Annotated in this window: 24 protein-coding genes; 14 read left to right on the forward strand and 10 right to left on the reverse strand. The window is 38.2% G+C overall.

Annotation, left to right across the window (positions count from 1 at the left end; translation table 11 throughout):
- Positions 1-622 precede the first annotated feature (622 nt).
- Positions 623-1,711 carry a magnesium/cobalt transporter CorA gene (gene corA / locus HX062_RS12655; protein WP_182626626.1) on the reverse strand — a complete coding sequence of 363 codons (1,089 nt, stop codon included), beginning with the start codon at positions 1,709-1,711 and terminating at the stop codon, positions 623-625.
- A 75-nt stretch (positions 1,712-1,786) separates the two neighbouring features.
- Here corA and hutI point away from each other — a divergent pair, with 75 nt between their 5' ends.
- The 3 genes from hutI to HX062_RS12670 are packed head-to-tail and all read left to right on the forward strand — an operon-like array spanning position 1,787 to position 4,790.
- Complete coding sequence (gene hutI / locus HX062_RS12660) at positions 1,787-3,040, forward strand: imidazolonepropionase (protein WP_286467669.1); 1,254 nt, start codon at positions 1,787-1,789, stop codon at positions 3,038-3,040.
- A 29-nt stretch (positions 3,041-3,069) separates the two neighbouring features.
- Complete coding sequence (locus tag HX062_RS12665) at positions 3,070-4,116, forward strand: formimidoylglutamase (RefSeq protein WP_182626628.1); 1,047 nt, start codon at positions 3,070-3,072, stop codon at positions 4,114-4,116.
- Entirely contained in the window at positions 4,116-4,790 is a 675-nt protein-coding gene (locus tag HX062_RS12670; protein ID WP_286467671.1) for a response regulator transcription factor, read from the forward strand. The genes HX062_RS12665 and HX062_RS12670 overlap by 1 nt, the downstream gene beginning before the upstream one ends.
- Before the next feature lie 147 nt (positions 4,791-4,937).
- Here the strand turns inward: HX062_RS12670 and aroC are convergent, their stop codons facing one another.
- The 3 genes from aroC to HX062_RS12685 form a co-directional block, all read right to left on the reverse strand.
- Positions 4,938-6,023 carry a chorismate synthase gene (gene aroC / locus HX062_RS12675; RefSeq protein WP_286467672.1) on the reverse strand — a complete coding sequence of 362 codons (1,086 nt, stop codon included), beginning with the start codon at positions 6,021-6,023 and terminating at the stop codon, positions 4,938-4,940.
- Positions 6,024-6,084: 61 nt separating this feature from the next.
- Positions 6,085-6,627 carry a hypothetical protein gene (locus tag HX062_RS12680; protein ID WP_286467673.1) on the reverse strand — a complete coding sequence of 181 codons (543 nt, stop codon included), beginning with the start codon at positions 6,625-6,627 and terminating at the stop codon, positions 6,085-6,087.
- A 6-nt stretch (positions 6,628-6,633) separates the two neighbouring features.
- Positions 6,634-7,683: an AI-2E family transporter gene (locus HX062_RS12685; protein WP_182626632.1), complete on the reverse strand. Its 1,050-nt coding sequence runs from the start codon at positions 7,681-7,683 to the stop codon at positions 6,634-6,636.
- Positions 7,684-7,846: 163 nt separating this feature from the next.
- Here HX062_RS12685 and HX062_RS12690 point away from each other — a divergent pair, with 163 nt between their 5' ends.
- Positions 7,847-8,926 carry a peptide-N-glycosidase F-related protein gene (locus HX062_RS12690; protein WP_286467674.1) on the forward strand — a complete coding sequence of 360 codons (1,080 nt, stop codon included), beginning with the start codon at positions 7,847-7,849 and terminating at the stop codon, positions 8,924-8,926.
- A gap of 389 nt (positions 8,927-9,315) precedes the next feature.
- Here the strand turns inward: HX062_RS12690 and glmM are convergent, their stop codons facing one another.
- Positions 9,316-10,704, reverse strand: coding sequence for a phosphoglucosamine mutase (gene glmM, locus HX062_RS12695; RefSeq protein ID WP_182626634.1), 1,389 nt, complete (start codon positions 10,702-10,704; stop codon positions 9,316-9,318).
- 104 nt (positions 10,705-10,808) lie between these two features.
- Here glmM and HX062_RS12700 point away from each other — a divergent pair, with 104 nt between their 5' ends.
- From HX062_RS12700 to HX062_RS12730, 7 genes are all read left to right on the forward strand, one after another.
- Positions 10,809-11,408: an acyl carrier protein phosphodiesterase gene (locus HX062_RS12700; RefSeq protein WP_286467675.1), complete on the forward strand. Its 600-nt coding sequence runs from the start codon at positions 10,809-10,811 to the stop codon at positions 11,406-11,408.
- Between the two features lie 69 nt (positions 11,409-11,477).
- Entirely contained in the window at positions 11,478-13,292 is a 1,815-nt protein-coding gene (locus tag HX062_RS12705) for a chloride channel protein (RefSeq protein WP_182626636.1), read from the forward strand.
- Between the two features lie 640 nt (positions 13,293-13,932).
- Positions 13,933-14,310: a winged helix-turn-helix transcriptional regulator gene (locus HX062_RS12710; protein WP_182626637.1), complete on the forward strand. Its 378-nt coding sequence runs from the start codon at positions 13,933-13,935 to the stop codon at positions 14,308-14,310.
- A gap of 6 nt (positions 14,311-14,316) precedes the next feature.
- Positions 14,317-15,138: a serine O-acetyltransferase gene (locus tag HX062_RS12715; RefSeq protein WP_220497659.1), complete on the forward strand. Its 822-nt coding sequence runs from the start codon at positions 14,317-14,319 to the stop codon at positions 15,136-15,138.
- 18 nt (positions 15,139-15,156) lie between these two features.
- Positions 15,157-16,095 carry a cysteine synthase A gene (gene cysK, locus HX062_RS12720; protein WP_286467676.1) on the forward strand — a complete coding sequence of 313 codons (939 nt, stop codon included), beginning with the start codon at positions 15,157-15,159 and terminating at the stop codon, positions 16,093-16,095.
- Between the two features lie 132 nt (positions 16,096-16,227).
- Positions 16,228-17,040: a 5'-nucleotidase, lipoprotein e(P4) family gene (locus HX062_RS12725; protein ID WP_182626639.1), complete on the forward strand. Its 813-nt coding sequence runs from the start codon at positions 16,228-16,230 to the stop codon at positions 17,038-17,040.
- A 32-nt stretch (positions 17,041-17,072) separates the two neighbouring features.
- Positions 17,073-17,516, forward strand: coding sequence for a hypothetical protein (locus HX062_RS12730; protein ID WP_286467678.1), 444 nt, complete (start codon positions 17,073-17,075; stop codon positions 17,514-17,516).
- A 100-nt stretch (positions 17,517-17,616) separates the two neighbouring features.
- Here the strand turns inward: HX062_RS12730 and HX062_RS12735 are convergent, their stop codons facing one another.
- From HX062_RS12735 to HX062_RS12755, 5 genes are all read right to left on the reverse strand, one after another.
- On the reverse strand, positions 17,617-17,874 hold the full coding sequence (locus HX062_RS12735; protein WP_182626641.1) for a transcriptional regulator: 258 nt from the start codon (positions 17,872-17,874) through the stop codon (positions 17,617-17,619).
- 1,179 nt (positions 17,875-19,053) lie between these two features.
- Complete coding sequence (locus HX062_RS12740; protein ID WP_286467680.1) at positions 19,054-19,380, reverse strand: hypothetical protein; 327 nt, start codon at positions 19,378-19,380, stop codon at positions 19,054-19,056.
- 430 nt (positions 19,381-19,810) lie between these two features.
- A complete protein-coding gene (locus HX062_RS12745; protein ID WP_286467681.1) occupies positions 19,811-20,083 on the reverse strand; it encodes a hypothetical protein in 273 nt (90 codons plus the stop codon).
- Positions 20,084-20,146: 63 nt separating this feature from the next.
- Entirely contained in the window at positions 20,147-20,629 is a 483-nt protein-coding gene (locus HX062_RS12750; protein ID WP_286467682.1) for an Imm30 family immunity protein, read from the reverse strand.
- 233 nt (positions 20,630-20,862) lie between these two features.
- Positions 20,863-21,261 (reverse strand): DUF6892 domain-containing protein, encoded by a 399-nt coding sequence (locus HX062_RS12755; RefSeq protein WP_286467683.1) that lies wholly within the window; start codon positions 21,259-21,261, stop codon positions 20,863-20,865.
- 931 nt (positions 21,262-22,192) lie between these two features.
- On the opposite strand from HX062_RS12755, the gene HX062_RS12760 reads away from it, so the two are divergent.
- From HX062_RS12760 to HX062_RS12770, 3 genes are all read left to right on the forward strand, one after another.
- Entirely contained in the window at positions 22,193-22,318 is a 126-nt protein-coding gene (locus HX062_RS12760) for a Fic/DOC family N-terminal domain-containing protein (RefSeq protein WP_286467684.1), read from the forward strand.
- Between the two features lie 512 nt (positions 22,319-22,830).
- Entirely contained in the window at positions 22,831-23,496 is a 666-nt protein-coding gene (locus HX062_RS12765) for a leucine-rich repeat domain-containing protein (RefSeq protein WP_286467685.1), read from the forward strand.
- Between the two features lie 26 nt (positions 23,497-23,522).
- Positions 23,523-23,894, forward strand: a complete 372-nt coding sequence (locus HX062_RS12770; RefSeq protein ID WP_182626647.1) for a hypothetical protein — start codon at positions 23,523-23,525, stop codon at positions 23,892-23,894.
- The last annotated feature ends 74 nt before the right edge of the window (positions 23,895-23,968 follow it).

Here is a 23,968-nt window from a genome sequence, read left to right on the forward strand (position 1 = left end):
TTCTTTTTTATTTTTGATTATTAGACCGTCCCTACTCCTTCCAAGGTCAATCAATTTAATAAATAATCGCATTTTCCCCCTTTTTTTATCTGGGAGAATAGCGTAACCTTATGCCAACACAAAGAGTGTTTTTTTAAAAATTTCGCTAGGGTGTATTTTGTTTTTAAAACAGCTACTCGCCTAGTAATGGCCGTTGCTTGACTTTTTTAGCATAAATAAGTCTTCTTTATATATTTATCATATTTTTCAGTTATCCAAAAATCATTATAGATAAAAAATCCATTATTTTTAAAATAAAAACAATTTTAAAAATAATAATTCAAAAATAAACAATATTCTATTCGTTTTTTTTAACTATTCTCAGCAACTTTTACCATATCTTTAATTACTTTTTAAGAAAATAAATTAGTTCAACTAAAGAAGGTTATCTAAATTTGTTCGTGAATATGCTACAGCATAAGGAAATATGCGGGATTGGAGCAGAATACATCCAATTGCGACAGCCTTTTGCAGTAGTCCTAAAATTGAACGATATAAAGTTATATACTTTATCTACGTTATATGTTGTTTCCTATGCAAAAGCCCAACGAGAGTCGTTGGGCTTTTGTTCTATTTGACCTAGTTAAAACCAGCGTTTCCATTTGAAATATCCTATCATCGCGACCACGAGGATCAACATTCCCAGCAGCGTAATAAAATAGCCATCTTCTGTTTTGAGTTCAGGCATATTTTCGAAGTTCATTCCATAGACACCAACAATAAAGGTCAGTGGAATAAAGATCACGGATACGATGGTCAAAACCTTCATAATCTCATTCATCCGATTGCTTTGAGAGGAGAAGTAATAATTTGTTGCACTATCGAGCTTGTTGAGGTTGTACTCAATTTGATCTAAAATCTCAACACTTTTATATTGGAGGCGATCGTAAAAAAGCAAGCTCTCTTTACTAATAATGGTGTGGTGGTTTGTTTTTTTATCGTGCAAGGTTCTCACGTTATTGAGGATTTCTCGCATGGGCATTACCGCACGTTTGATGTCGTTGAGCTCTTGGGTATATTCTTCGATTCCAATCAAAATATCTTTGTGGTACTTGTTTCGGGCGTCTAACAAAATTTGTTCTACGTTGTCTTCAACTACATCCAAGGTAATAAAGAAGCTATCCATTAGGGAATCGATCAACAAATACAACAAATAGCCGGTATCGCGTTTGCGCACTTGGCCGATTTTTCCGCGTATGCGCTCGCGTATAATATGGAAAAATTCACCTCTTTTCTCTTGAAAGGACAAAAGCAGATTGGGTTGCAAAATAAAACTTATCTGTTCAATGTCTACGCTTTTTTGAAGCTCTTGGTAGGGCAATAGCGCTTTTAGACTAAAAAACAAGGTATCATCTAAATCTTCTACTCGCGTTCTGCGACCAAAGTTTAGAATTTCGGCCATGATATAGGATTGTATCTGAAAAAACGCTCCAATTTCTCTCAAAAGCTCAATATCGTGTAAACCGTGTAGATTAAACCATTTAATAGCTTCCGGGCTTGAATTTTTCAACACCTCTTCTATTTCCTTTAAACTGAGATCATTATACTCTTCAAAGTGATCTTCCGTATAAATAAACAGCTGCATGGAAATTGGCACATCGGGAAAAGAGCCAGAATATTCCAAAGTATTTGGCTGAAGTTTTCTTATTTTACTATATTTAACTCGTCTCACATTAGTAAATTTGTTTAAATATATAACATTTTTAAACCGTACTTTTATAGCAATCAAAAAAAATAAGTAAACACCATGAGAATTTTAATAAAAAACATAAAAGAATTACTTCAAACCAGAGCGGAACACGTAGAACTGATTGCAGGGGAAGCGATGAAAGTGTTACCTAAAATAGAGGATGCTTTTTTATTAATTGAAGGCGAATACATTTTGGATTACGGCCAGATGGAAGCTTGTCCAGCAGTGAATGAATCCAATACCCAAGTAATTGATGCCCAAGGTTGTGTGGTTTTGCCTACTTGGGTGGATAGCCATACCCATTTGGTCTATGCGGGCAATAGAACCTTAGAATTTGTCGATCGCATAAACGGATTGAGTTATGAAGAGATCTTCAATCGCGGAGGCGGTATTCTCAATTCGGCCAAAAAGCTACAAGAAACAAGCGAGGAAGAACTATACGAACAATCAAAATACCGCGTAGAGGAAGTAATTGCTCAAGGAACGGGAGCGGTAGAAATAAAATCGGGATATGGCTTAACGGTTGAATCGGAACTCAAAATGTTGCGTGTGATCAAGCGATTAAAAGAGCAGTATCCGATTGCAATCAAGGCTACATTCCTAGGCGCACATGCTTTCCCAAGCGAATACAAAGACAACCACAAAGGTTATATTGATTTGATTGTCAACGAAATGATTCCGGCTATAGCAAAAGAAAATCTAGCGGAATACATCGATGCTTTTTTAGAGACGGGTTATTTTTCTGTAGAAGAAACAACGCGTATTATGGAAGCGGGCAAACAATATGGTTTACGCGCGAAGATTCACGTGAATCAATTTACTGCGATTGACGGTATTGCTGCCTGTGTAAAACACGACGCCCTTTCGGTCGATCACTTGGAGATTGTCACGGATGCTGATATTGAGGTTTTAAAAAATAGCGGTACAATGCCTGTAGCCTTGCCTACTTGTTCATTTTTCATTTCTATTCCCTACACCCCTGCTAGAAAAATGCTAGATGCGGGATTGCCTTTAGCGTTGGCCTCAGACTCCAACCCGGGTACAACTCCTTCAGGCAATATGAACTTTGTAGTGGCAACAGCATGTATTAAAATGAAGCTTACCCCAGAAGAGGCGATCAATGCGGCAACGATTAACGGAGCCTATGCGATGGGAGTGGGAGCAACACATGGCAGTATTACCAAGGGTAAAAAAGCCAGCGTGATCATTAGCAAACCGCTGCATTCTTTTTACGAAATACCGTATGCTTTTGGCAGTAACCCCATTGGAACGGTTATCTTAAATGGTCAAATTCAACCTTATAAAAATTAACACACAAGTACACCAAAAAACACTGGGACATGACAGAAGCTAAGCTTACATTTTTCACAAGAGATCGCCTCCTTGCCTTGACGAGTCTAAGAAATGGTGAGATCAAATTAGGAGAACGCATTCACCTGATTCAAAATACATCAGATTGGGAGAAGGAACTCGCGCAAAACGAAAGTAAATACGTAGTGTTGGGAATTCCGGAAGACATCGGTGTAAAAGCGAATTTTGGTCGTCCTGGAGCTGCAACGGCTTGGGACAAATTCATTGCTACCTTTTTAAATATTCAGCACAATCGCTTCAATAAAGGGTATTGGGTTACCGTTTTGGGTCATCTAGACTTTGGCGCTGAGATGGAAGAAGCCCAACACTTGGATCCCGCAAATAAAGCAGATCGCAAGCGCTTATTCGAATTGGTTCAGCTTCTGGATAAGGAAGTCTCTCATTTGATTGCGAAGATTGTAAAAGCAAATAAAATTCCCATTGTCATTGGCGGCGGACACAACAATGCCTATGGAAATATCAAGGGAACTGCCTTAGCCAAAGGAAAAGCCATCAACGCCATCAACTTTGACGCACACACTGATTTTAGACCGCTAGAAGGCAGACACAGTGGCAACGGTTTTTCCTATGCTTTTGAAGAGGGATTCCTGAAGAACTACTTCATTTTTGGCCTACACGAAAACTATACCTCTAAAGGTATTTTTAGCGCGATTAAGTTGCATGCCGATCGCGTGAAATACAATACATACGAACAAATAAACATCAGAAAAGACAAGTCGTTTAGCAATGAATTGCTACTTGCTAAAAAACACATTGACAGTGGTTTTTACGGCATTGAGATCGACCTGGATGCGATTCCACAAATTGCCAGTAGTGCGATTACCCCTACGGGGTTCTCCGCAGAGCGAACTCGACAATTTCTGCATTTCTTTGCCGAATCGTCCAATGTGGCTTACTTACACATTTGCGAAGGAGCACCTACGCTTGATTATCCAACCAATAATCACCTCGTGGGCAAATTAATAGCGTATCTGGTTTCTGATTTTATGAAATCAAATTCAAATAACAATAAGTAGTGAATATATTATTAGTTGAAGACGACAAGCGAATTAGCGAATTCATAGTCAAAGGATTAGAAGAAAAAGGGATGCATGTACAATTGGCTTCATCGGGAGAGGAAGCCCGCAAGTATATGCTTAACGGAGATTGGGATCTAATTCTCATGGACATTATGCTACCCGATATAGACGGGATTCAACTGACGAAGATGATTCGCTTTAAAAAGGATTATACACCTATCCTCATGCTTAGTGCATTGAGTGATACAACAGATAAAATAGACGCATTAGATGGGGGGGCGGATGACTATTTGACCAAGCCTTTTCACTTTAGTGAATTGCTCTCCCGAATCAATGCGTTGACGAGGCGAACCAAGTTCAACTACGAGAACAAAACGAAGTATTACCTCTGTGGGGATTTGCAGCTAGATCCGGAGAAACACGTGGTCACCCAAGCAGGGAAAATTATTGATTTATCCCCTAAAGAGTACAAGCTCTTGCTGTATCTCTTGGAAAACAAAGGACGCGTAATTTCGAGAACCCAGATTTTAGAACAAGTTTGGGGCATTCAATACGACACCAATACCAATGTAGTAGATGTTTATATCTCCTATATTCGAAATAAAATTGACGAGACCAAAGGCAAGTTAATTCACACCATCAAAGGGACAGGTTATATGCTTCAGGAATAGTTTTTTTGCTCTTTGCTCTCTGTTCTTTGCTCTTTGCTCTTTGCTCTTTGTTCTTTGTTCTTTACTTTGTGTTTTTGTGTTTTTGTTCAATTCGTCAAGCTTTAGCGTAAGCAAACCTCACGAAGAGCAAAGCACAAACCTCACAAATTACAACTTCTGAAAGTTTTTCCATCCGGCTTTGCCGTATTGTTCGATTACTAAGTCCAAAAGGGTTAAGGCCGTCATCGCTTCAACAATAGGCACGGCTCTTGGCAACACACAGGCGTCGTGGCGTCCTCTTCCTTGAACGGTTACAACTTCGTGCTTGGCGTTGATGGATTGTTGGTCTTTCATAATAGTTGCCGTTGGTTTAAAGGCGACGTTAAAGTAGATATCCATTCCATTGCTAATACCGCCGACAATCCCCCCTGCGTGATTGGTTTGTGTGGTTCCATCTGGCAAAATCAAATCGTTGTGTTGACTTCCTCTAGTTGTAGTACCTGCAAATCCACTGCCGAACTCCACTCCTTTTACAGCATTAATACTCAACATAGCTTGAGCTAAAAGAGCGTCTAATTTATCAAATACAGGCGCACCTAATCCAACGGGTACCTGTTGAACAACGCAGCTAATGACACCTCCAATAGAATCGCCTTCCTTCTTTACTTGTCGGATTAACTCCTCCATAGCTTGTGCAACTTGTGGGTCTGGGCAGCGCACAGCATTGGACTCAATCGCTTGAAAATCTAGAGCTGTATATGGTTTTTCCACGCGAATATCCCCTACTGCTGACACATAGGCGGTAATCTTTACTCGTCCTAAGATCTGTTTGGCAATTGCACCACCCACCACGCGACATGCAGTTTCTCGAGCGGAACTTCTCCCCCCTCCTCTATAGTCGCGAATCTCATACTTCTTATCGTACACATAATCGGCATGACTAGGTCGATAGGCCGCTTTGATATGATCGTAGTCTTGCGATTTTGAATTAGTATTGGCTAGAGTGAAACCAATAGGCGTACCCGTTGTTTTTCCTTCAAAAATACCCGATAAAAACTTCACTTCATCGGCTTCTTTGCGTTGGGTTACCAAGGTAGATTGTCCGGGTTTTCGCCTATCCATTTCCTGTTGAATAGCTTGCATATCCAAAACCACACCCGAAGGACATCCATCGATGATGCCTCCTAATGCCTCTCCATGGGATTCCCCAAAGGTTGTTAAGCTAAAGTATTTGCCAAAGGTATTTCCACTCATAGTCTCGCTGTTTCATTTGATTGCAAAAACAAAGATAGTTCAATCCAATCGTTTCTGCTTTTTATTTGGTTAAAATCAGTCGTTGTCGTTCTACATAATCTGCAATAAGTGGTACATATTGCTCAAATAAAGGTAAGCGATGGGAATCCTCTATATACATTACCTCACTATTGATGCATTGATACGGATTTAACACCTGTAAGTTTAAGGTTTCATCTTGCTTTCCAATCAGAAGAAAGGCATCTTCTGGAGCGGAAATATCAAGTAAGCTATTTTTCAAATTGGCTGTAAAGACTAACGCTTTGTTCAGTCGATGTTCATAGTTCAACAAAGGGCTCAACAAAACAAGAATAGTTTGAAGGCCGAGTGCCTTGCGTTTTTCCTTCCATTGATACGCAAAATTAGCCCCTGTTGAATCACCGATAAGAAGTAGCGGTTCTTCTGGTCCAACTGTTTGCTGTCCTTGATTCAGCCAGGTATTGAAATCAGTATCAGGTGTCCATTCTAAACAACTCGCTTGATAGGTAATGAATTGCTTTTCTAACAATATATACTTTCTTGATTCCTTATTTGAACCGTAACCATGAATATAAATAAGCTGCATGATATTCTATTTTTCAATTATTTTAACCGAATCTATTCCTACAAATTCTCGGTAGTAAATTTTAATCAGCCACATGAACAAAGAAAACAAGATAGGACCAAAAATAATACCGATAAATCCGAAAATATTCACTCCGACAACGACGCCAAAGATGGTAATTAACGGATGGACATCAGCCATTTTCTTTTGTAGTAAAAATCGGATTAAATTATCTGAAGTCCCCACAACCACAAGGCAGTAGATGCCCAAGCCAATGGCACTTCCTTGCTGTCCGTTGGCCAACATCATCAATACCAAGGGAATGTATATAATCGCTGCCCCGACAACGGGTAGTAAAGAGGCAAAAGCAGTAAGGATGAAAAACACAAAGGCGTCTTCTACTCCGAATATCAAATAGCCAACAAAAGCTACAATTCCCTGAATAATAGCCGTTAACGGCACTCCCACACTATTAGAAACCACCAGGCGCTTCATATCCACCTTCATTTCGTCTATATTGCTCGCCTTCATCGGCAGGTATTCAGTTACCCAATGTTGTATCAGTTTGTATTCTTTCAGCAAAAAGTACAGCATTAAGTAGGCGACTGCAATTTCGACAACGCTATTCACTGACGTATTGACGATAGTCTGAAAAGCCTCTGTTCCAATTTCAGTTGCTTTGCTAATTGTATTTTCGTTAAAAATATCAATGTTGTAATTCTCTCTTAGGCTGCGAACCGTAGATTCAATCCCCTCTTGAATCTTGTCTTTGTCTTGCAGGACGACAAGTACTTTTTTGGTTAGGGTTTGCACTAATAGATACAAAGGAGCTAGCACGAGTAAACTGCTGCCCAACATCAAAACCACAATAGACAAGCTTTGGTTCCAGCCTTTTTTTTGCGTCATCCATCGATAGGGTGACAATAGCAAGACAAATAAGCACAAGGCTCCCAAAAAACCGGGGAGAAAGAACACCAAGTTACTCGCTAAGAGATAAAAGACAAAACAGATTAAAAGTAAAAATCCTATTTGTATTAAAATAGAATTGGGAATCAAGCGTTTTGGGTCAGCTGCCATAAAGAAGTAATTTAAACGTACCCTTAAATTTATAAAAAAAATACATAGGTCGTCCTCCCTGTGCAAGAAACATTTTGTCTCCTTAAATAATAGCTGTCTCACTTTGTTGTTTTTACTTTTTTTTAACTATATTCACATTTCTATAACATTTAAAAAAAACACAATGAGCAAACGATTTTTAGCCCCTTATTTTTTAATCTGCGGCTTACTTTTAGGATTTACAGCTTGTTCTTCAGACGATAGCGAGGATCCAATAGTAGAGGACAACAACAGAACTGTAGAGCCTGGAGAGGAAGAAGAAACAATCAAAGAAGGAACCTTCAATTTCAAAACCTTTAAAGATGTCAAAGTAGGTTTTGGCGATGGTTTATCCCAAAGCGCAGAGGGAACATTTAGTTTTCCTACGGATATTGAAAAAGTAAAAACGATTAAAATGTACGTACAAAATCCATGTCCGAATAAAGAATGTGATGAATGGGATCGCTTTGCCAATATCTATGTAAAGAACAAATCCACGAATGAGTGGTACGAAATTGGTCGTTTTATAACGCCATATTGGGTTGGATCGGAAAAATTGGAAAGAGGATGGGAATTTGATGTTACAGATTTCAAGTCCCTATTAACAGGAGATGCAGAAATAAAGATATATACAGAAACATGGTTAGCTAAGGGACGTGTATACAGCGTTGATTTTGATTTCATCTATGGAAAGACAGCTTACAAATACAGTGCAGTAACCCCTTTATACCAATACAACCAATCGTCTATAGATGGAGTTCCTTATGGAACGGCGACAACGACAGACCTATCGAGAGAAATTGCGTTTCCTAAAAACGTGGATTTAGCTTATTTTAGAACGACCATTTCAGGTTGGGGACATGCGACACCCTATGATGCAGGAGGAAGAGCTTGTGCAGAGTGGTGTTATAGAACCCATCACATACAACTGGATGGCACCAATGCTTTCGAACATTATATGGGGCCGATTGGATGTGCAGATAACCCAATCAACAATCAAGCACCAGGAAACTGGAAACCAGATCGCGCAGGTTGGTGTCCAGGCATGGTGGTTACTCCTTATATCAATCAGCTATCCGGTGATGTAAAGAACAAAACCGTGAAATTCAACTATGTACTAGAACCATGGACGGCCAATAATCCAGAAAACAAAGCCTACTATGCCATTTCTACGTATATTGTTGTGCACAGTAATACGCCGATTTCGGCAGCAATTGTTAATTAGTGAGTGGTGAATGGTGAGTAGTGAATGGTGAGTGGTGAGTAGTGAATAGTGAATGGTGAATGGTGAATGGTGAATAGTGAATAGTGAGTGGTGAGTAGTGAATGGTGAGTAGTGAATGGTGAGTGGTGAGTAGTGAGTAGTGAATGGTGAGTAGTGAGTAGTGAATAGTGAGTAGTGAGTAGTGAATGGTGAGTGGTGAGTAGTGAGTAGTGAATGGTGAGTAGTGAATAGTGAGTGGTGTACCACTTACCTCTTACCACTTACCTCTTACCTCTTACTACTTACCTCTTACTACTTACCTCTTACTACTTACCTCTTACTACTTACCTCTTACTACTTACCTCTTACCTCTTACCACTTACCACTTACCACCATTCACCAATCTACAGTTAAATTCCAGCAATCACGCGCAATTCTTCCATCATACGAGCGGCTAAGCCGTCAGCTTCTTCTTGAGTAGGAGCTTCCGTATAGATGCGAATAATCGGTTCTGTATTTGATTTTCTCAGATGTACCCAACTCGTTGGAAAGTCTATTTTCACCCCATCGATAGTGGTAACCTCTTGATTTTTATAGTTTTCAGCAATTAGTTCTAAAATCATATCGACATTTAGTTTAGGTGTCAATTCGATTTTATTTTTGCTCATATAGTACTGCGGATAGGTTGCTCTCAATTCTGCCACCGTAAGCGTTTGATTCGCTAAATGAGTTAAGAAGAGCGCTACTCCAACTAAGGCATCGCGTCCATAGTGAATTTCAGGATAAATAATTCCTCCATTTCCTTCACCGCCAATTACAGCATTTGTTGCTTTCATCAGTTCTACGACATTCACCTCACCTACTGCTGCTGCTTGATAGTTTCCTCCTCTATTTAGGGTTACATCTCTCAAGGCACGAGAAGACGACAAATTAGAAACGGTATTACCTGGAGTTTTACTCAATACGTAATCCGCTACGGCAACCAAGGTATATTCTTCCCCGAACATTTCACCGTCATTTGAGATAAACGCCAAGCGATCTACATCGGGATCCACGACAATACCTAAATCTGCTTTTTCTTCTTTTACTAAAGCGCAAATATCGTGTAGGTGTTCCTTTAGCGGCTCTGGGTTGTGTGGAAAATGCCCCGTTGGATCACAATACAGTTCCACTACTTCTACACCTAATTTTCTCAATAAAGCGGGTATAATCACACCCCCTGAGGAGTTTACACCATCGACAACAACCTTAAACTGGCGTTTCTTAATTGCTTCTACATCGACTAATTTTAGTTTTAAAATTTCCTCAATGTGAATATCCATATAGTCTGATTTAGGGGTAATCGTTCCTAAACGGTCCACTTCCGCAAAAATAAAAGCGTCTTTTTCTGCTATTTCTAAGATTTCTTCCCCTTCAGCGCCACTTAAAAACTCCCCTTTTGCGTTGAGTAATTTTAAGGCATTCCACTGTTTTGGATTATGAGAAGCTGTTAAAATGATTCCCCCGTCTGCTTGTTCCATAGGAACGGCAATTTCTACAGTTGGAGTGGTCGACAATCCTAAGTCAACGACATCAATACCTAACCCTACCAAAGTGTAAACCACTAAGTTATGGATCATAGGCCCTGATATACGAGCATCGCGTCCAATTACTACTTTTACTTGTTCTTTTGCTGCTTGGTTTTTAATGAATGTCCCATAAGCCGAAGCGAATTTGACAGCATCTACTGGTGTTAGATTAAATCCTACTTTTCCTCCAATCGTACCTCTTATCCCAGAAATTGATTTGATCAATGTCATAGTTTGTTTTTTTAATTCTTCTACAACAAATATAAAACAATTCAATTGCTTATACTTTGAAATACTAAACTAAAAAAGCGTAAATTTGAAGGTAAAGCACAAAAATGAATTTTTTAGCACATGTATACTTATCGGGGGCGGATCAGGAGAAAGCGATTGGCAATTTCATAGCAGATAGCGTTCGGGGCAAACAGTACGTAGACTATCCAAAGGGCATTCAACACGGCATACTCTTGCATCGCGAAATAGATACCTTTACCGATACGCATGCCATTTGGCGTCAGAATAAGAAACTGCTCGTTCCGACCTACAACCACTATGCTGCTGTTATCATTGATATGTATTACGATCATTTTCTCGCCAAGAATTGGTTGGATTATCACGAGGTTCCCCTTGAGGAGTACGCGGCTAGGTTTTATGCGCTATTAGAAGATAACGTTGCTCTTTTACCCGCTAAAGTTCAAAATTTCTTGCCGATTATGATTCGGGAGAATTGGTTTACTTGTTATGAAACCGTCGATGGTTTGGGGTATATCCTTCAACAAATGGACCGCAGGACTAAGGGGGTTTCGAAGATGTCCAGGGCTACGACAGAACTCCTTTTGTACTACGACATCATGGAGGCAGACTTTATTCGATTTTTCAAAGAATTAGAAGCCCATGTTTCATTCATTCAAGATTCACCACGTTTTACTGCTATTTAACCGCTTTTTAGCATAAAAAATATTTAAAACCACCCCTATTTGTATGACTATTTAGGCTATTTTTGCAAGATGAAAATTTGGAGTAAAAAACGTATTGCGTTCTATTTTAAGCAAACCTTTCGGTATGCAGAAGGTATTTTATTTTTTTTAAAGTCGGTCCTTTCAGACCGCCAATTTTTGTATTTATCTTGTGTTTTGGTAGGTGCGTCCAGTGCCCTTGCCGTAACGGTATTGAAGTCCTTTGCCCATGCGGTTTTCCAATTTGCCACCTATATTGACAACATTTCTCATTTGCCCTATACCAATAGTATATTGCCCATTATTGGGATTTTACTCACGGTATTTGTGGTGCGCAAATTTTTAAATGGCAGCATTGAAAAAGGGACATACCAAATTATGATTGCCGTTGCCAAGCGCTCGGGAATCATGCCCAAAAAGCAGATGTACTCCCAAATCGTTACCAGTTCCTTAACGGTAGGTATGGGAGGATCATTGGGATTAGAATCTCCCATTGCTATTACTGGGGCTGCCTTTGGGTCTAATTTTGCACAAAACTACAAGCTCAGCTATAAAGACCGCATTCTACTCCTAGGCTGTGGGGTTGCCGCGGGTATATCTGCGGCTTTTAATGCACCCATTGCCGGTGTGCTCTTCGCCATTGAAATTGTCTTAGCAGATATTACTGTTTCTGCTTTTATTCCGATTATGATTGCTTCCGCAACGGGAACCATTGTTACGGACCTCATTATCAAAGAAGATATCTTACTTTCCTTCAAAAAACAACTCGTTTTCGACACCTTCAATACGGGTTATTACGTGGTGTTGGGAATATTGGCAGGTTTTTTCTGTGTTTATCACGCCCGTATGTTTAGACGAACAGAAGCCTATATCTCCAAATTTACCAATCACGTCTATAAACGGGCCTTGATTGGGGCAACGATGTTAGCCGTTTTAATCTTTCTATTCCCCACCCTATTTGGAGAAGGATACGAAAGCATCAAAATACTCGCTGGAGATCACCCAGAAACCATCCTCAACAATACACTGTTGCGAAATTTTTCAACCAATGAATGGGTATTATTGCTCTTCGTAGCCGGTGCAGCTTTAGTAAAAACCTTTGCCGTGGGATTAACCATGGGAAGTGGTGGTAATGGAGGTAATTTTGCCCCTTCCCTCTTTGTGGGTTCCTACCTCGGCTTTACCTTGGCCAAATTCTTCTCTCTCCTTGGAGTAAAAGATATTCCCATTCACAATTTTACCGTTGTCGGTATGGCAGGGGTGATCAGTGGATTGTTTCACGCACCGCTGACGGGAATTTTCTTAATTGCAGAAATAACAGGAGGATACGGACTAATGGTTCCCCTGCTCATTGTGTCATCCATTAGCTTTGCCATTGCCAAAAACATGGAGAAATATTCCATGGACATTAAATCCATTGCCGAAACAGGCATGGTTTTCACCTCAGACAAGGATTCCAATATTTTATCGACCATTAATGTACACGACTTTATTCGCAACGACATCCACTTACTAAAATCCACACAGACCACTCAGGATGCTGTGACCATTTTTACTCAAACCCAACAGGAGTTTATTCCGGTAATTAAGGAGGATCAAACCCTAGTAGGAGTGATTAACCTCAATCACGTTCGTCCCGTTGTATTTAGTTCGTTTCAGACCAAATATACCCCCCTTTCCGACCTGATTGAAGAAGCAATCACGGTGTCTTATGCCGATAGTACCAAGCATATGGTTCAGCTGTTTGACTTGAAAAAAGCGGATTTTTTATTGGTACAACAAGATCAGCAATACGTGGGCTATATCCTGAAATCGGATATTTTAGAAGCCTATAGAAACAATCTAAAATCACTGTCGATCAATTAGGCAGAAGCACTAGCAGAAGACTAAGACAAAAAGGTAGTGGGGATTCCCATACGATCAAACGCAAAAGCAACGGTTGGGGACTAAATAATAAAGTGCTTCTGCGCGATTCGTAAAGGTTATAAGGTTGTATGACTTACAGTACATACGAAGAAGTTCGAATACTTACCTTTTTTATGAGGTAGTAAAATAATAGAGAGTGCCTTTAGAAGGGCACTCTCTGGTATCATAGTATCTTTGTATCTGTTACTTTCCCATTTGAAATAGAACAACAAAACAACAAAACCAAATTCCTTACAAGTAGCCGCTCAAAAGAAATCTTAAAATAAATCTATTTCAAAACAAACACACAAAGAACTATTCATTCTTTATGAGAACTAGAACCTAGCTCTCACACTTTCTTAAACCAAAGATACTGATTAATTTAGTGAATCGCTCTAGCTTCCCCTTCTTTTTTAACAATTATTATCCCAAAAAGATACCCTTTATTCTCAATGAGTATATTTATACTACTAATAAATCTATATTTTGTCACATTTAGTAGAAATATATACTAAAATAACGTTAAGCTATTTGTGCGTTCTATGCTTTTTATTACATTAGCTTTCCCAAAAGGAAGTAACTTTCATTAAAGAAACCAAAGATGTCTACCCTTATACATTTGGAAAACATTCAACATACGCTAAACAGCATTAACGGAAAATGGCGTATTCCGCTTTTAACGGTGCTCTTTCAACAAGATCGCGCTCGTTATTCTACCTTGCAACAACAGCTACCTAAAATTGGCAGTAAAATGCTGACCAGTGAACTAAAGGCGTTAGAGCAACTACACCTCATAGAGCGCATCATTACGGAAACACCAGTACTTATTGAGTATAAATTGAGTGAGAAGGGTCGGTCTTTGCTCCCCGTACTAGAGGCACTGGCGCAATGGGGAGAGCGCGAAAGGCCGAGAAAGGCGGCGAAATTAACCCAACAAAACAAACACGAGATCAATCATTTCTTAACTATAAGCATCTAAATCGACATGAATTTTATTCAAGAATTAGTATATAAAAACGAAAGTACCACTGCTTTTTTAGATAAAAAGAGGATGGAAAACTTCACCGATACGCTTTTTCACTTTTTGTTTCAATTAGAAGACAAGCGTTATCACTCCGAGCAGGCGATTAATATCAGGCTCAATACGCTAAAGAATGAATTGGTTTCCATTCTGTTTAGCATTAACAATAACGAAGAGCGATCGCTTCAGATTGCTGGTGATTTTTTTGATGCACTACCCTCGATTTACGCTTTGTTAAATACAGATGCGACGGCCATATTAGAAAATGACCCTGCAGCTACTTGTTTACAAGAGGTTCACATTGCCTATCCGGGATTTTATGCGATTGCTATTTATCGCTTTGCCCATCAATTACAGCAGCAGCAGGTGCGCCTATTACCGCGTATTTGGACGGAATATGCCCACAACAAAACGGGTATAGACATTCACCCTGCGGCGAGCATTGGTTCGCATTTTTGCATTGACCACGGAACAGGTATCGTAATTGGTGAAACCTGTATCATTGGCACCAATGTAAAGATATACCAAGGCGTAACTTTAGGCGCTATTTCTGTATCAAAAGACAAGGCGAATACGCGTCGTCATCCTTATATTGAGGACAATGTTGTGATTTATTCCGGAGCAACTGTTTTGGGTGGAGACACGATTATCGGTCACGATTCCGTGATTGGAGGAAATGTGTGGTTAACCAAAAGCGTAGCCCCCCACTCTATCATTTACAGCAAGAGTAAAGTCTATTCAAAATTCACGGAAAACTATCCAGAACCTATCAATTTTATTATATAACAGCCAAAAAAAACGAATATGAAAGCAACGACAATTTTAGAAACAATCGGACGTACGCCTCATGTAAAGATCAACAAACTCTTTCCCGCTACGCATAAGGTATGGATCAAATTAGAAAAGCAAAATCCAGGCGGAAGCTTAAAAGATCGCATTGCCTTGGCGATGATTGAAGATGCGGAGGCCCAAGGCATCATCAATAAAAACACAACCATTATAGAGCCTACGTCTGGGAATACAGGTGTTGGATTAGCGATGGTATGTGCTGTAAAAGGCTACCAATTAATTTTGGTTATGCCAGAATCTATGAGTATTGAAAGGCGAAAATTGATGGCGGCATATGGGGCTAAATTCGTTCTTACGCCAAGGGAATTAGGAACCGCAGGTTCGGTTGCTAAGGCGACGGAATTGGCAGAGCAGATGGACAATGCATGGGTGCCCCAACAGTTCAACAATCACTCTAATCCGGAGATCCACCGCAAAACAACGGCCATGGAAATCATCAATGACTTTCCAGAGGGGATTGATTATTTGATCACCGGTGTAGGTACAGGGGGACATATTACGGGTGTTGCCGAAGTATTGAAAGAAAAGTTTCCCCACCTAAAAGTGTATGCCGTAGAGCCGAAGAACTCCCCTGTTTTGAGTGGCGGACAACCAGGTCCTCACCCTTTGCAGGGCATTGGTGCAGGTTTTGTACCCAAGGTAGTTAACACGGCTATTTTTGATGGAGTTATTACCATTGACAAAGAGGAGGCGTTTGACTATACGAATCGCATTGCTAAAGAAGAGGGAATTTTAGCAGGAATCTCAACGGGAACCTCTCTAGCTGCCATTGCAAAGCAACTACCGCAAATTGAGGAAGGCGCAACCATCCTTACCTTTAATTATGACACAGGAGAACGCTACTGGTCTGTCGACGATTTATTTGACGAAAAGGCAGCGGAATACAAAGAATAAACCCAGCAGAAAAAAACCTTTCACTTCGTTTGAAAGGTTTTTTTTTGTTGGTTTTGACCTTCTTTTATAGAAGAGCGGCTAATCTAATTTTATGTTGTATTTTTGTATCTTAATAAATAGTAAAACTAGATTATGTTAAAAAGAACTTTTCTTCTTGCAGGACTACTTGTTATAGCCTCGTGTAAAACAATTCCATCAAGTCAAGTTACTTCAACAAACAGCCCGTTACATCAAATCGAAGTAAACGGAAAATTATACGCTGCGGTTTTCCAACAAAATGCAGCGGAGTATCAAGCATTAGCAGCCCAGGCCTTTAATATTGCTACCTTGCGCCTTGATGAGCGCTTAGCACAACCTACAGACAAGCCGCTAGCCATTGTTACCGATATAGACGAAACCTTTTTAGACAACTCCCCTTATGCTGTGGAAATGGCGCGTCAGGGCAAAATATTTAGCGAAGAAACCTGGAATGAATGGACCTCAAAAGGAGAAGCTTTACCCCTATTAGGCAGTTTGGCGTTTTTCAACTACGCCGCATCAAAGGGAATTGAGGTTTACTACATCACCAATCGCACCCAAAATGACAAAGCAGGTACGTTGAAAAACTTAAAGCGATACAACTACCCTTTTGCCGATGAGCAACACCTCATTGTACGCACAACAGAATCTAGCAAAGAAACAAGACGTCAAAAATTAAGCGAAACGCATGAAATTGTGTTGCTATTAGGTGATAATCTATCTGATTTCTCTACGGCATTTGACAAGAAAACACAAGAAGAGCGCTTGCAAAATGTAAAAAATAACCAAGCTTTGTTTGGCAAAAAATTCATTATTTTACCCAATACAGGTTATGGCGATTGGGAATCGGCTTTGTTTGAGTACAAGCGCGATTTGACAACAGAACAAAAAGACGACCTTTACAACCAAAGTGTAAAGGGCTTTTAATCCAACAAAAAATAAATTTATAACTCGACAAAATGAAAAAATTAGTAGCTATTTGCGCTTTTTTAGCACTTCCGTTTGCTATCGCTAGTTGTTCAAGTGATGATAATGTAATCCGCAAAAAGAGTGATTATGAAGGCACTTGGGTAACGGATAGTTTATCGTACACGATTCCAAATGGGCCTACGATGAAGCATAAGTTTAAGGATATGCCAGGGGGGGATGATGCCATTACCCAAGACATTATGATTTTAACAGAAGACAAGGCAACACTAGTTGAAACTACGAAAAAAGGAGTAGATCAACCAGCTGTTCAAGGGGTGATCAAAGATCAAGTGATTACGTTTAACAGCGGTGATCCTAGACATACACCGAGAACCATCGTTCGTACGACAGACGCAAAATTAACGGTTGTATACGACATTGCCATGAGAGGTGATAATCTACCTGTTACGGTTACTTACCTTAGAAAGAACTAACAAAAAAGCCTTCAGTAGAAGGCTTTTTTTTGTATTGCTAGGCGGGTATACCTTGATAAGAAGCAGAAGGAATATCTATCCCCTACCTCCTATCAGATCCTTATAGTTCATGCGGGTCGTAAGCCTCAATAAGGCGAAAAAAATCAACAAAAGAAATAGAGGTAGCCGTACAAATTTGCTGAATGGTCGACAGGGGAATATCGTAGGATAGCGTTCCTTGGCTCAAGGCTACTTTTTTCATTTTTCGAGCTACGCTCTCATCAATTAAATACTTTTTTGCAAAAGTGCGCTGAGATTTTTCCTTTAGCATCCATTCTTTATAGATAAAAACGCATATTTTAACACTAATATTCTCCATATCCCAAATGAGTTAATTTTTAAAAAAAATGCGTTCGATAGCACGCACTTTTAAATTCTTTTTTTATCTTTGATATATCAAACACAAGATTCTCACCTTGATAAGTGGTAAGGAATCTCTTTCATATCTATTCTAGTCAACTATACGCTACAATCCTTAGACGAAAAATAGACCAACGATTGAGATGAATTTGTGGTTGTTGATCAAATGCATTTTAATTAAGCAATGGCTTTACTTCCTGTGTTTTGTTAACTTGTTTTTGTAAGGGTAAAAAAGAGATGCACATTTCTTTTTTACTGTTGAGTAAGGGAGTCACTCCCTTATTGGTCTCAATAAAAAATGGAATGAACCGTGACTAAACCACGGGGTAAAGCATTGTGTTTTGTTTAATAGAATTCGCATGCTAAAAATAAAACCTTTCTTGTTTTATTCCAAAGAAAAGTAGTAGTAAACTGTTTTTCTATGTTGAGGCATAGTAAGTGATAGTTCAGCGAACAAACTGAACTATCCACTGCAATCCAATCACAGTATCCACTATTGTGATTACCATATATCTTGACCTATGTCTCCCTTTGGGTCATTACAATAGCACTAATCAAAGAAGATTAGTCTAGTTATATAGCCAACTTTTGCGTCGTCTATTTATAGTACACTACCCTTAACCAGGTAACAATAGGAAAGATAGCAGATATGCACATCTACTGCTGTTTCACTTATTGGCTTAACTTCATCGTTGCATAGGCGATTCAAGAATCGAGCGGTTGTATAGCTCATTTGTGTTTTGCTTACTCCCACTCCAAACCTATGTTTTGAGTGGGAAAAGCAAACGGCAAACAATCATAATCTAACCATCAAAATGGATTGTTCAACCTTAAAAAAAATATAATCGACACACTGATCTCAACCCACATGGCCAAAAAATGTATACACTACCGATCTCGCTTGCTTTTTATTATAAATCACAAACTAGAAATAGCATAGAGGTCTTTATGAGTCAGTAGAAACAACACTTTCACTTTACATACGTCATTTGCCTTAGATGTTGCGCAAGCGTACAGTTTCTTTACCCTATTCCACAGCTCAATAAAAGATTGTTTTGGGAGACGCAATTCATTTTATTAAAGCCGTGGGATAGGCTTTTTATCTTTTTTTTCGATGAGACCGAGGCCTAGCCTTGGGCTAGAAGTTCAAAGGCCCCTTTGGCTTTGCTGAGGCTTCCTCTTTAGGTGTATTTTTAGCCTGTTGCCCTTGATGAACCAAACTGTCCCACCTCCACAATTGTTGGATAAACACAGCCGTGTTATAGGGTTTGGGGTTCTTTAGCAACGGTTGACCTTTATCCGCTCTTCCAATTGAGCGAGCGTCTTTTTCAACCTCTTTTTTAGGTTGGTTTTTCCTTTCTACACTGCGTTTATTTCCCCCTTCTTTGCCTTTTGAAAACAGAGCGAGAAGAAGGAGAAAAAAAATGCCTATCGGCAAACTTAAAGATGCAAATAACCGCTTCATTTTCTTCTATTTCACCTGGATCTTATACTTTCTACAAGAAATAAGCTATCCTCACTCTTTCTTGTTTGACCTTCTATAATCGCCTTACTTTTTCTATATTTCAAATGTAATTAACTGTAATGTTAAATAAACGAACAATGCAGTTGAATTTTATCACCTAAAGAAAAAGAACGCTATTTTAACTTTTTTAAGCGAAAGTGGAATGCCTTTTGGCCTTGGATATCCTAATGAAATACAGACGATTAGCTAAGCAGCTTTATCAATATTTATTATTTGATTACACTCATTGATTGTCTGGTAGTTTAAGTAGAAGTGTCTGCGTTTTTTAGTAAACCAGATTTCGATATATTGCTTACGCCAGTTCACTTTGTTCGGGTCAAAGACTTTATAATCCTTTTACACGATTTGGATAAAGATCGTTTGATGATAGCTAAAAATCAACTTCTTCCCAGTCCTTGTCATCCATGGGTATTGTTTTACAATCAACAGTTTCTCCTGCTCTTTTCAAGCATAAGCGAATTTCCTGACGCTCCTTTTTCTTCAGTTTTAGTACGTAAAACCCTTCGTCATTAACCGCAGCTTCCTCCTTTTCTTCTCCTACAATTACGCTGTTATTCTGCTCACCCTTCACGTGACCAAAAACAACGAACTCTCCTGTTGTGAGGTATTGAGGTAGATAATCACCACTAAAGTTATCCTCCAAATACGCCTTACTTGGGAATCAAAAAATTCAAGGTTAGCCATGTATACTTTTATAAGAAAAAACTTAGTTTGAATGATCTAATGCACTTAACAGCAAGCGACAGGATGAACCAAATTTAACTTCATTTCTTTGTATAATTCGCAAGAAAATAAGTCGTAATTCCTCCTTTAGTTCCTCCTTATGTTGTTGGCTAACAAGGCGCAATAAATCATCAAAACACGCCTCGCTATTGATCATTCGAAGAAAAATCAGTTCTTTCCATTCTTCAGCCTGTTCCTGAAACGAATCCATAGCGGCTAAAATAAGCTCAATATACTTGGAAAACCCTAAAGTGCTTGCATAAGATTCGATTGCATGGAGTACGCCATACATGACTTCTTCCTGTTCTGTTCGATCATCTAATACGCTTAGAAATAACGGGAGATGCTCTATTTTTTCTTGTTGATACAAGAGGGCTAAGGCTTCTTCAAATTGTTCCACTTCTTCCTCACTCGTCATTAATCTAGTGGTAAATAGCTGTAAGGCTAAGTCTTCCGTTGTTTTCATCGTTTTGTCTTATTTTTATTATGTTGACTCCTTGTCATTTGCCGTTTCGTTCTGTTTCAAAGTTACCTTTTTATACGTAACTTCCTCTACTAATTATATTCGAAAATCTAGTAGTTTGTTTTATTCGAAATACGTGGTATGATCTAAAAGTTCTGACAGCATTCCAAATAGGCCAAGTACTACCCTAAATTACACTTGATATGCATTCTTGACTAGTTAACTGTAGTCTGCTTCTAAAAGTAGCTGACTATGGAAGCTATTCCCTTGTCTTCTAAGGCTTTTACTATAGCTTCATCAGTTGAGAACAACGTCATTTTATTTAAATGAGGAAACTGATCGACATCAGAAAATGATTCAATTGTAAAAGCATCATCTTCACCATCCCAAAAAGGAGAAATAGTCCTATAAATTTCATTTCCTCCGTCTTGATTGATTTCGGTAACTAAACTCGCCCATTTTTTATGCGCTGGTAACACTTTAAAATAAGTGACAAGTTCTGGAATTGGCTCGTATCCTTCTTCATCTTCGTCTATACTCCTTTTCGCAGGGATACTACTTTCATTATTGATGTTATTTGATCTTTTTTTTACACCAATACCCACCAAAAATAAAAAAAGGCAAAACAATTTCAAGTCCAGCTAAACTGTAAAAAACAACTTTAAATCCTTCTACAACAGACATCGTAAAATTTGTTTTGGCAAACCCATACTGATCAAAATTTTCAATAAAGGCGTAAATAGAGAACAAATAAAGCACCAAAAGATGAGCAAATAAATAGTGAATAATGCCCAGCAAAAAAGGTTCTTTTATTCGATTAAAAAGAAAAAAACCACTTATAAACGTACTAAGTAACGGAATACAATACATGGGATTGGCTAGTGTATGGGGTAGCTCAACCCTATAAAAAAAATACAAGAAGATGAATATCGCTATCCAGGTATAAAAGGTTGAATAAGATGCATATTTAAGAGGTTTCTTGTAGTCCATAGTAGTCTAATGATTTCACTTTACAAGGTCATACAATAATACAAAAATTAAATATAACGACTATTAGAACGACAGCTCAACAATATTTTCAAAATGACTAGTTTCGAGAACAGAAAACTTCTTTATAAGTCGAGCTGCGCTCTAAATATCCGTACTTCTCTTTTCCTTTTTCTACCCACAAAAACACCACCTATCGGGTATAACACATCAAAACGAAACTATATACGAAGGAGTATCATTTTGTTTTTTTACGTATTTTTTATACCTGAAAAGGTATAGAGATTAGCTGGAGATACGCATTTGAGTAGCAAGGGAGTCGAGTGGATTCAAAAATACATACCCAATAAAAAAGTGCTGTACTTATTGAGTAATCACGAGTATTATAAAGGTCTGATTATTGAATTATAGAAAGAGAAGCTGTTTACTATGCGATCGAATTAATTTTTAATCAATTAAAAGCTACTATCTCATTCCTTTACCCTAATTTTATAGTAATCTAAATGCACAACAGATAGTATGACTAATTATATACTTCCTGCATTACCTATAGCTACTGACTTATAAACTAATAAAGTGTTGAAAAAAGGAATAGCAGCTAACAAAGCACTAGCTGAATTAAATGGAGTTTCTGAAACTATTCCCAATGAACAGATCATTTTGAATATGCTTTCCTTTCAAGAAGCAAAGGTATTTTTATCATAAAAGGTATAAAACATATCATGCAAACTTATAAAGAAATAAGTAGAACTGAATTGCCTAGAATATATTCACAGGATTTAATCAATAACCTATTTTAAACATCAATATCTACCAAACCCCCCTATTTCCTCCAATAAAACTGTTAAACTTTTTCAGTTGATTTTCCTTTGAAGTCCTTTGAAAAAAGTGTGGTGTAAAAACATATAAATAGACGATGAACTCCTATGAATACTAGGATGTGATTTATTGCCTATGTCCTTACTCCAAATCATATTAAACTAAAACCAAGGTGTATATTCTAGTACACTCGGTTTTTTTAATTTAGGAATAAGTCCTCCTTAGACTCCCTCCCCTAACTACTAGCTATTCTAGGTGAGAAATCGTCAGTACATTTGTTTTGTATCCTCTTATAGTTATCTTAATTATTTACTACATTAGCAACAGACGAATTCTATTACAATTAAACCTGACCAACGATAATCAAGAAAATAATTACATTCTCCTTCTTACTAGCCTTGTCTAGTGTTTGCGCTCAAAGCATAACGTTCAAAGATCCTAATTTTCACAAAGCGTTACTTGATTTAGGTTTTGACACAAACAACAACGCTCAAATTGAATTGAAGGAGATTGAGCACCTAGAAGAATTAAAACTTTCTGATAAAAACATTGAGTTTCTTGATGATCTTAAACACTTTAAAAACCTACGAATACTGTATGTAAACAGCAATCGAATTTCGGATATGAGTGTCTTAAATGGCAATGAAGTCATAGAGGAAATCTTCATTGGAGACAACCAACTAGGTCCACGATTAATCTTGGAAAACATGCCTAATTTAAAAGGTCTTTATGCTTTCAGGAATCAATTAAAAGGACTGAGATTTACAACCTCTTTCCCTCATTTAACTTCTTTGTATATTCAAGGAAATCCAATGAAAAAACTCAACATAGAACCTCTTGTCAATCTAAAAAGTCTGCAATTATTTGAATGTTATGATTTAAGACAAATCACAATAAATAAAAACACCTCGTTTGAACAATTTTTTCTCCATAAGATGAAGGTAAAAAATGTGGTATCTCAAAGTGAAACCACTTCTATTATCTATCTAGAAAAAGAGAAAGATGTGTATACCAAACCAAACAATGAGAATTTAAAAATATCCCCAGTCATCAAAATAAACTAAACAAACTTTGATAGGGTTAATAGAAAATGAAAAATGTTTACTTTCAATCACCGCGAGTTATAATACTTAGCATTTTTGCTGTTATTTTTGGTATATTGATCTGGTTTGTCTCTACAGATTATTATATCAAAAAAGAATATTTAATCTTTAGACAAACAGCTTTTAAAGCAACCGTACAAGATAAATTAGACAAAAATCCTACCAAAGCCAACACAATCTACCTACATAACGGTCCTGAATTAAGAATTCAAAGAACCTTATTTGATCAACTAACAATTGGCGACTCTGTGCTAAAGAAAACAGATTCGGATTCGATCTATTTTAAAACAGCTAATGGAATCATCATTGACGATTATAACCGTTTTCAAAGAGAAAAATATCAACATACACTAAAGTAGAATCTTTTGAAACACGTTCCGTTTTTAACTCTACTCCACAAATTTTAAATACCTTAGCACTATTCTAGTACAAT

It is taken from the genome of Myroides sp. DF42-4-2 (assembly GCF_030326445.1).
Lineage (GTDB): Bacteria > Bacteroidota > Bacteroidia > Flavobacteriales > Flavobacteriaceae > Flavobacterium.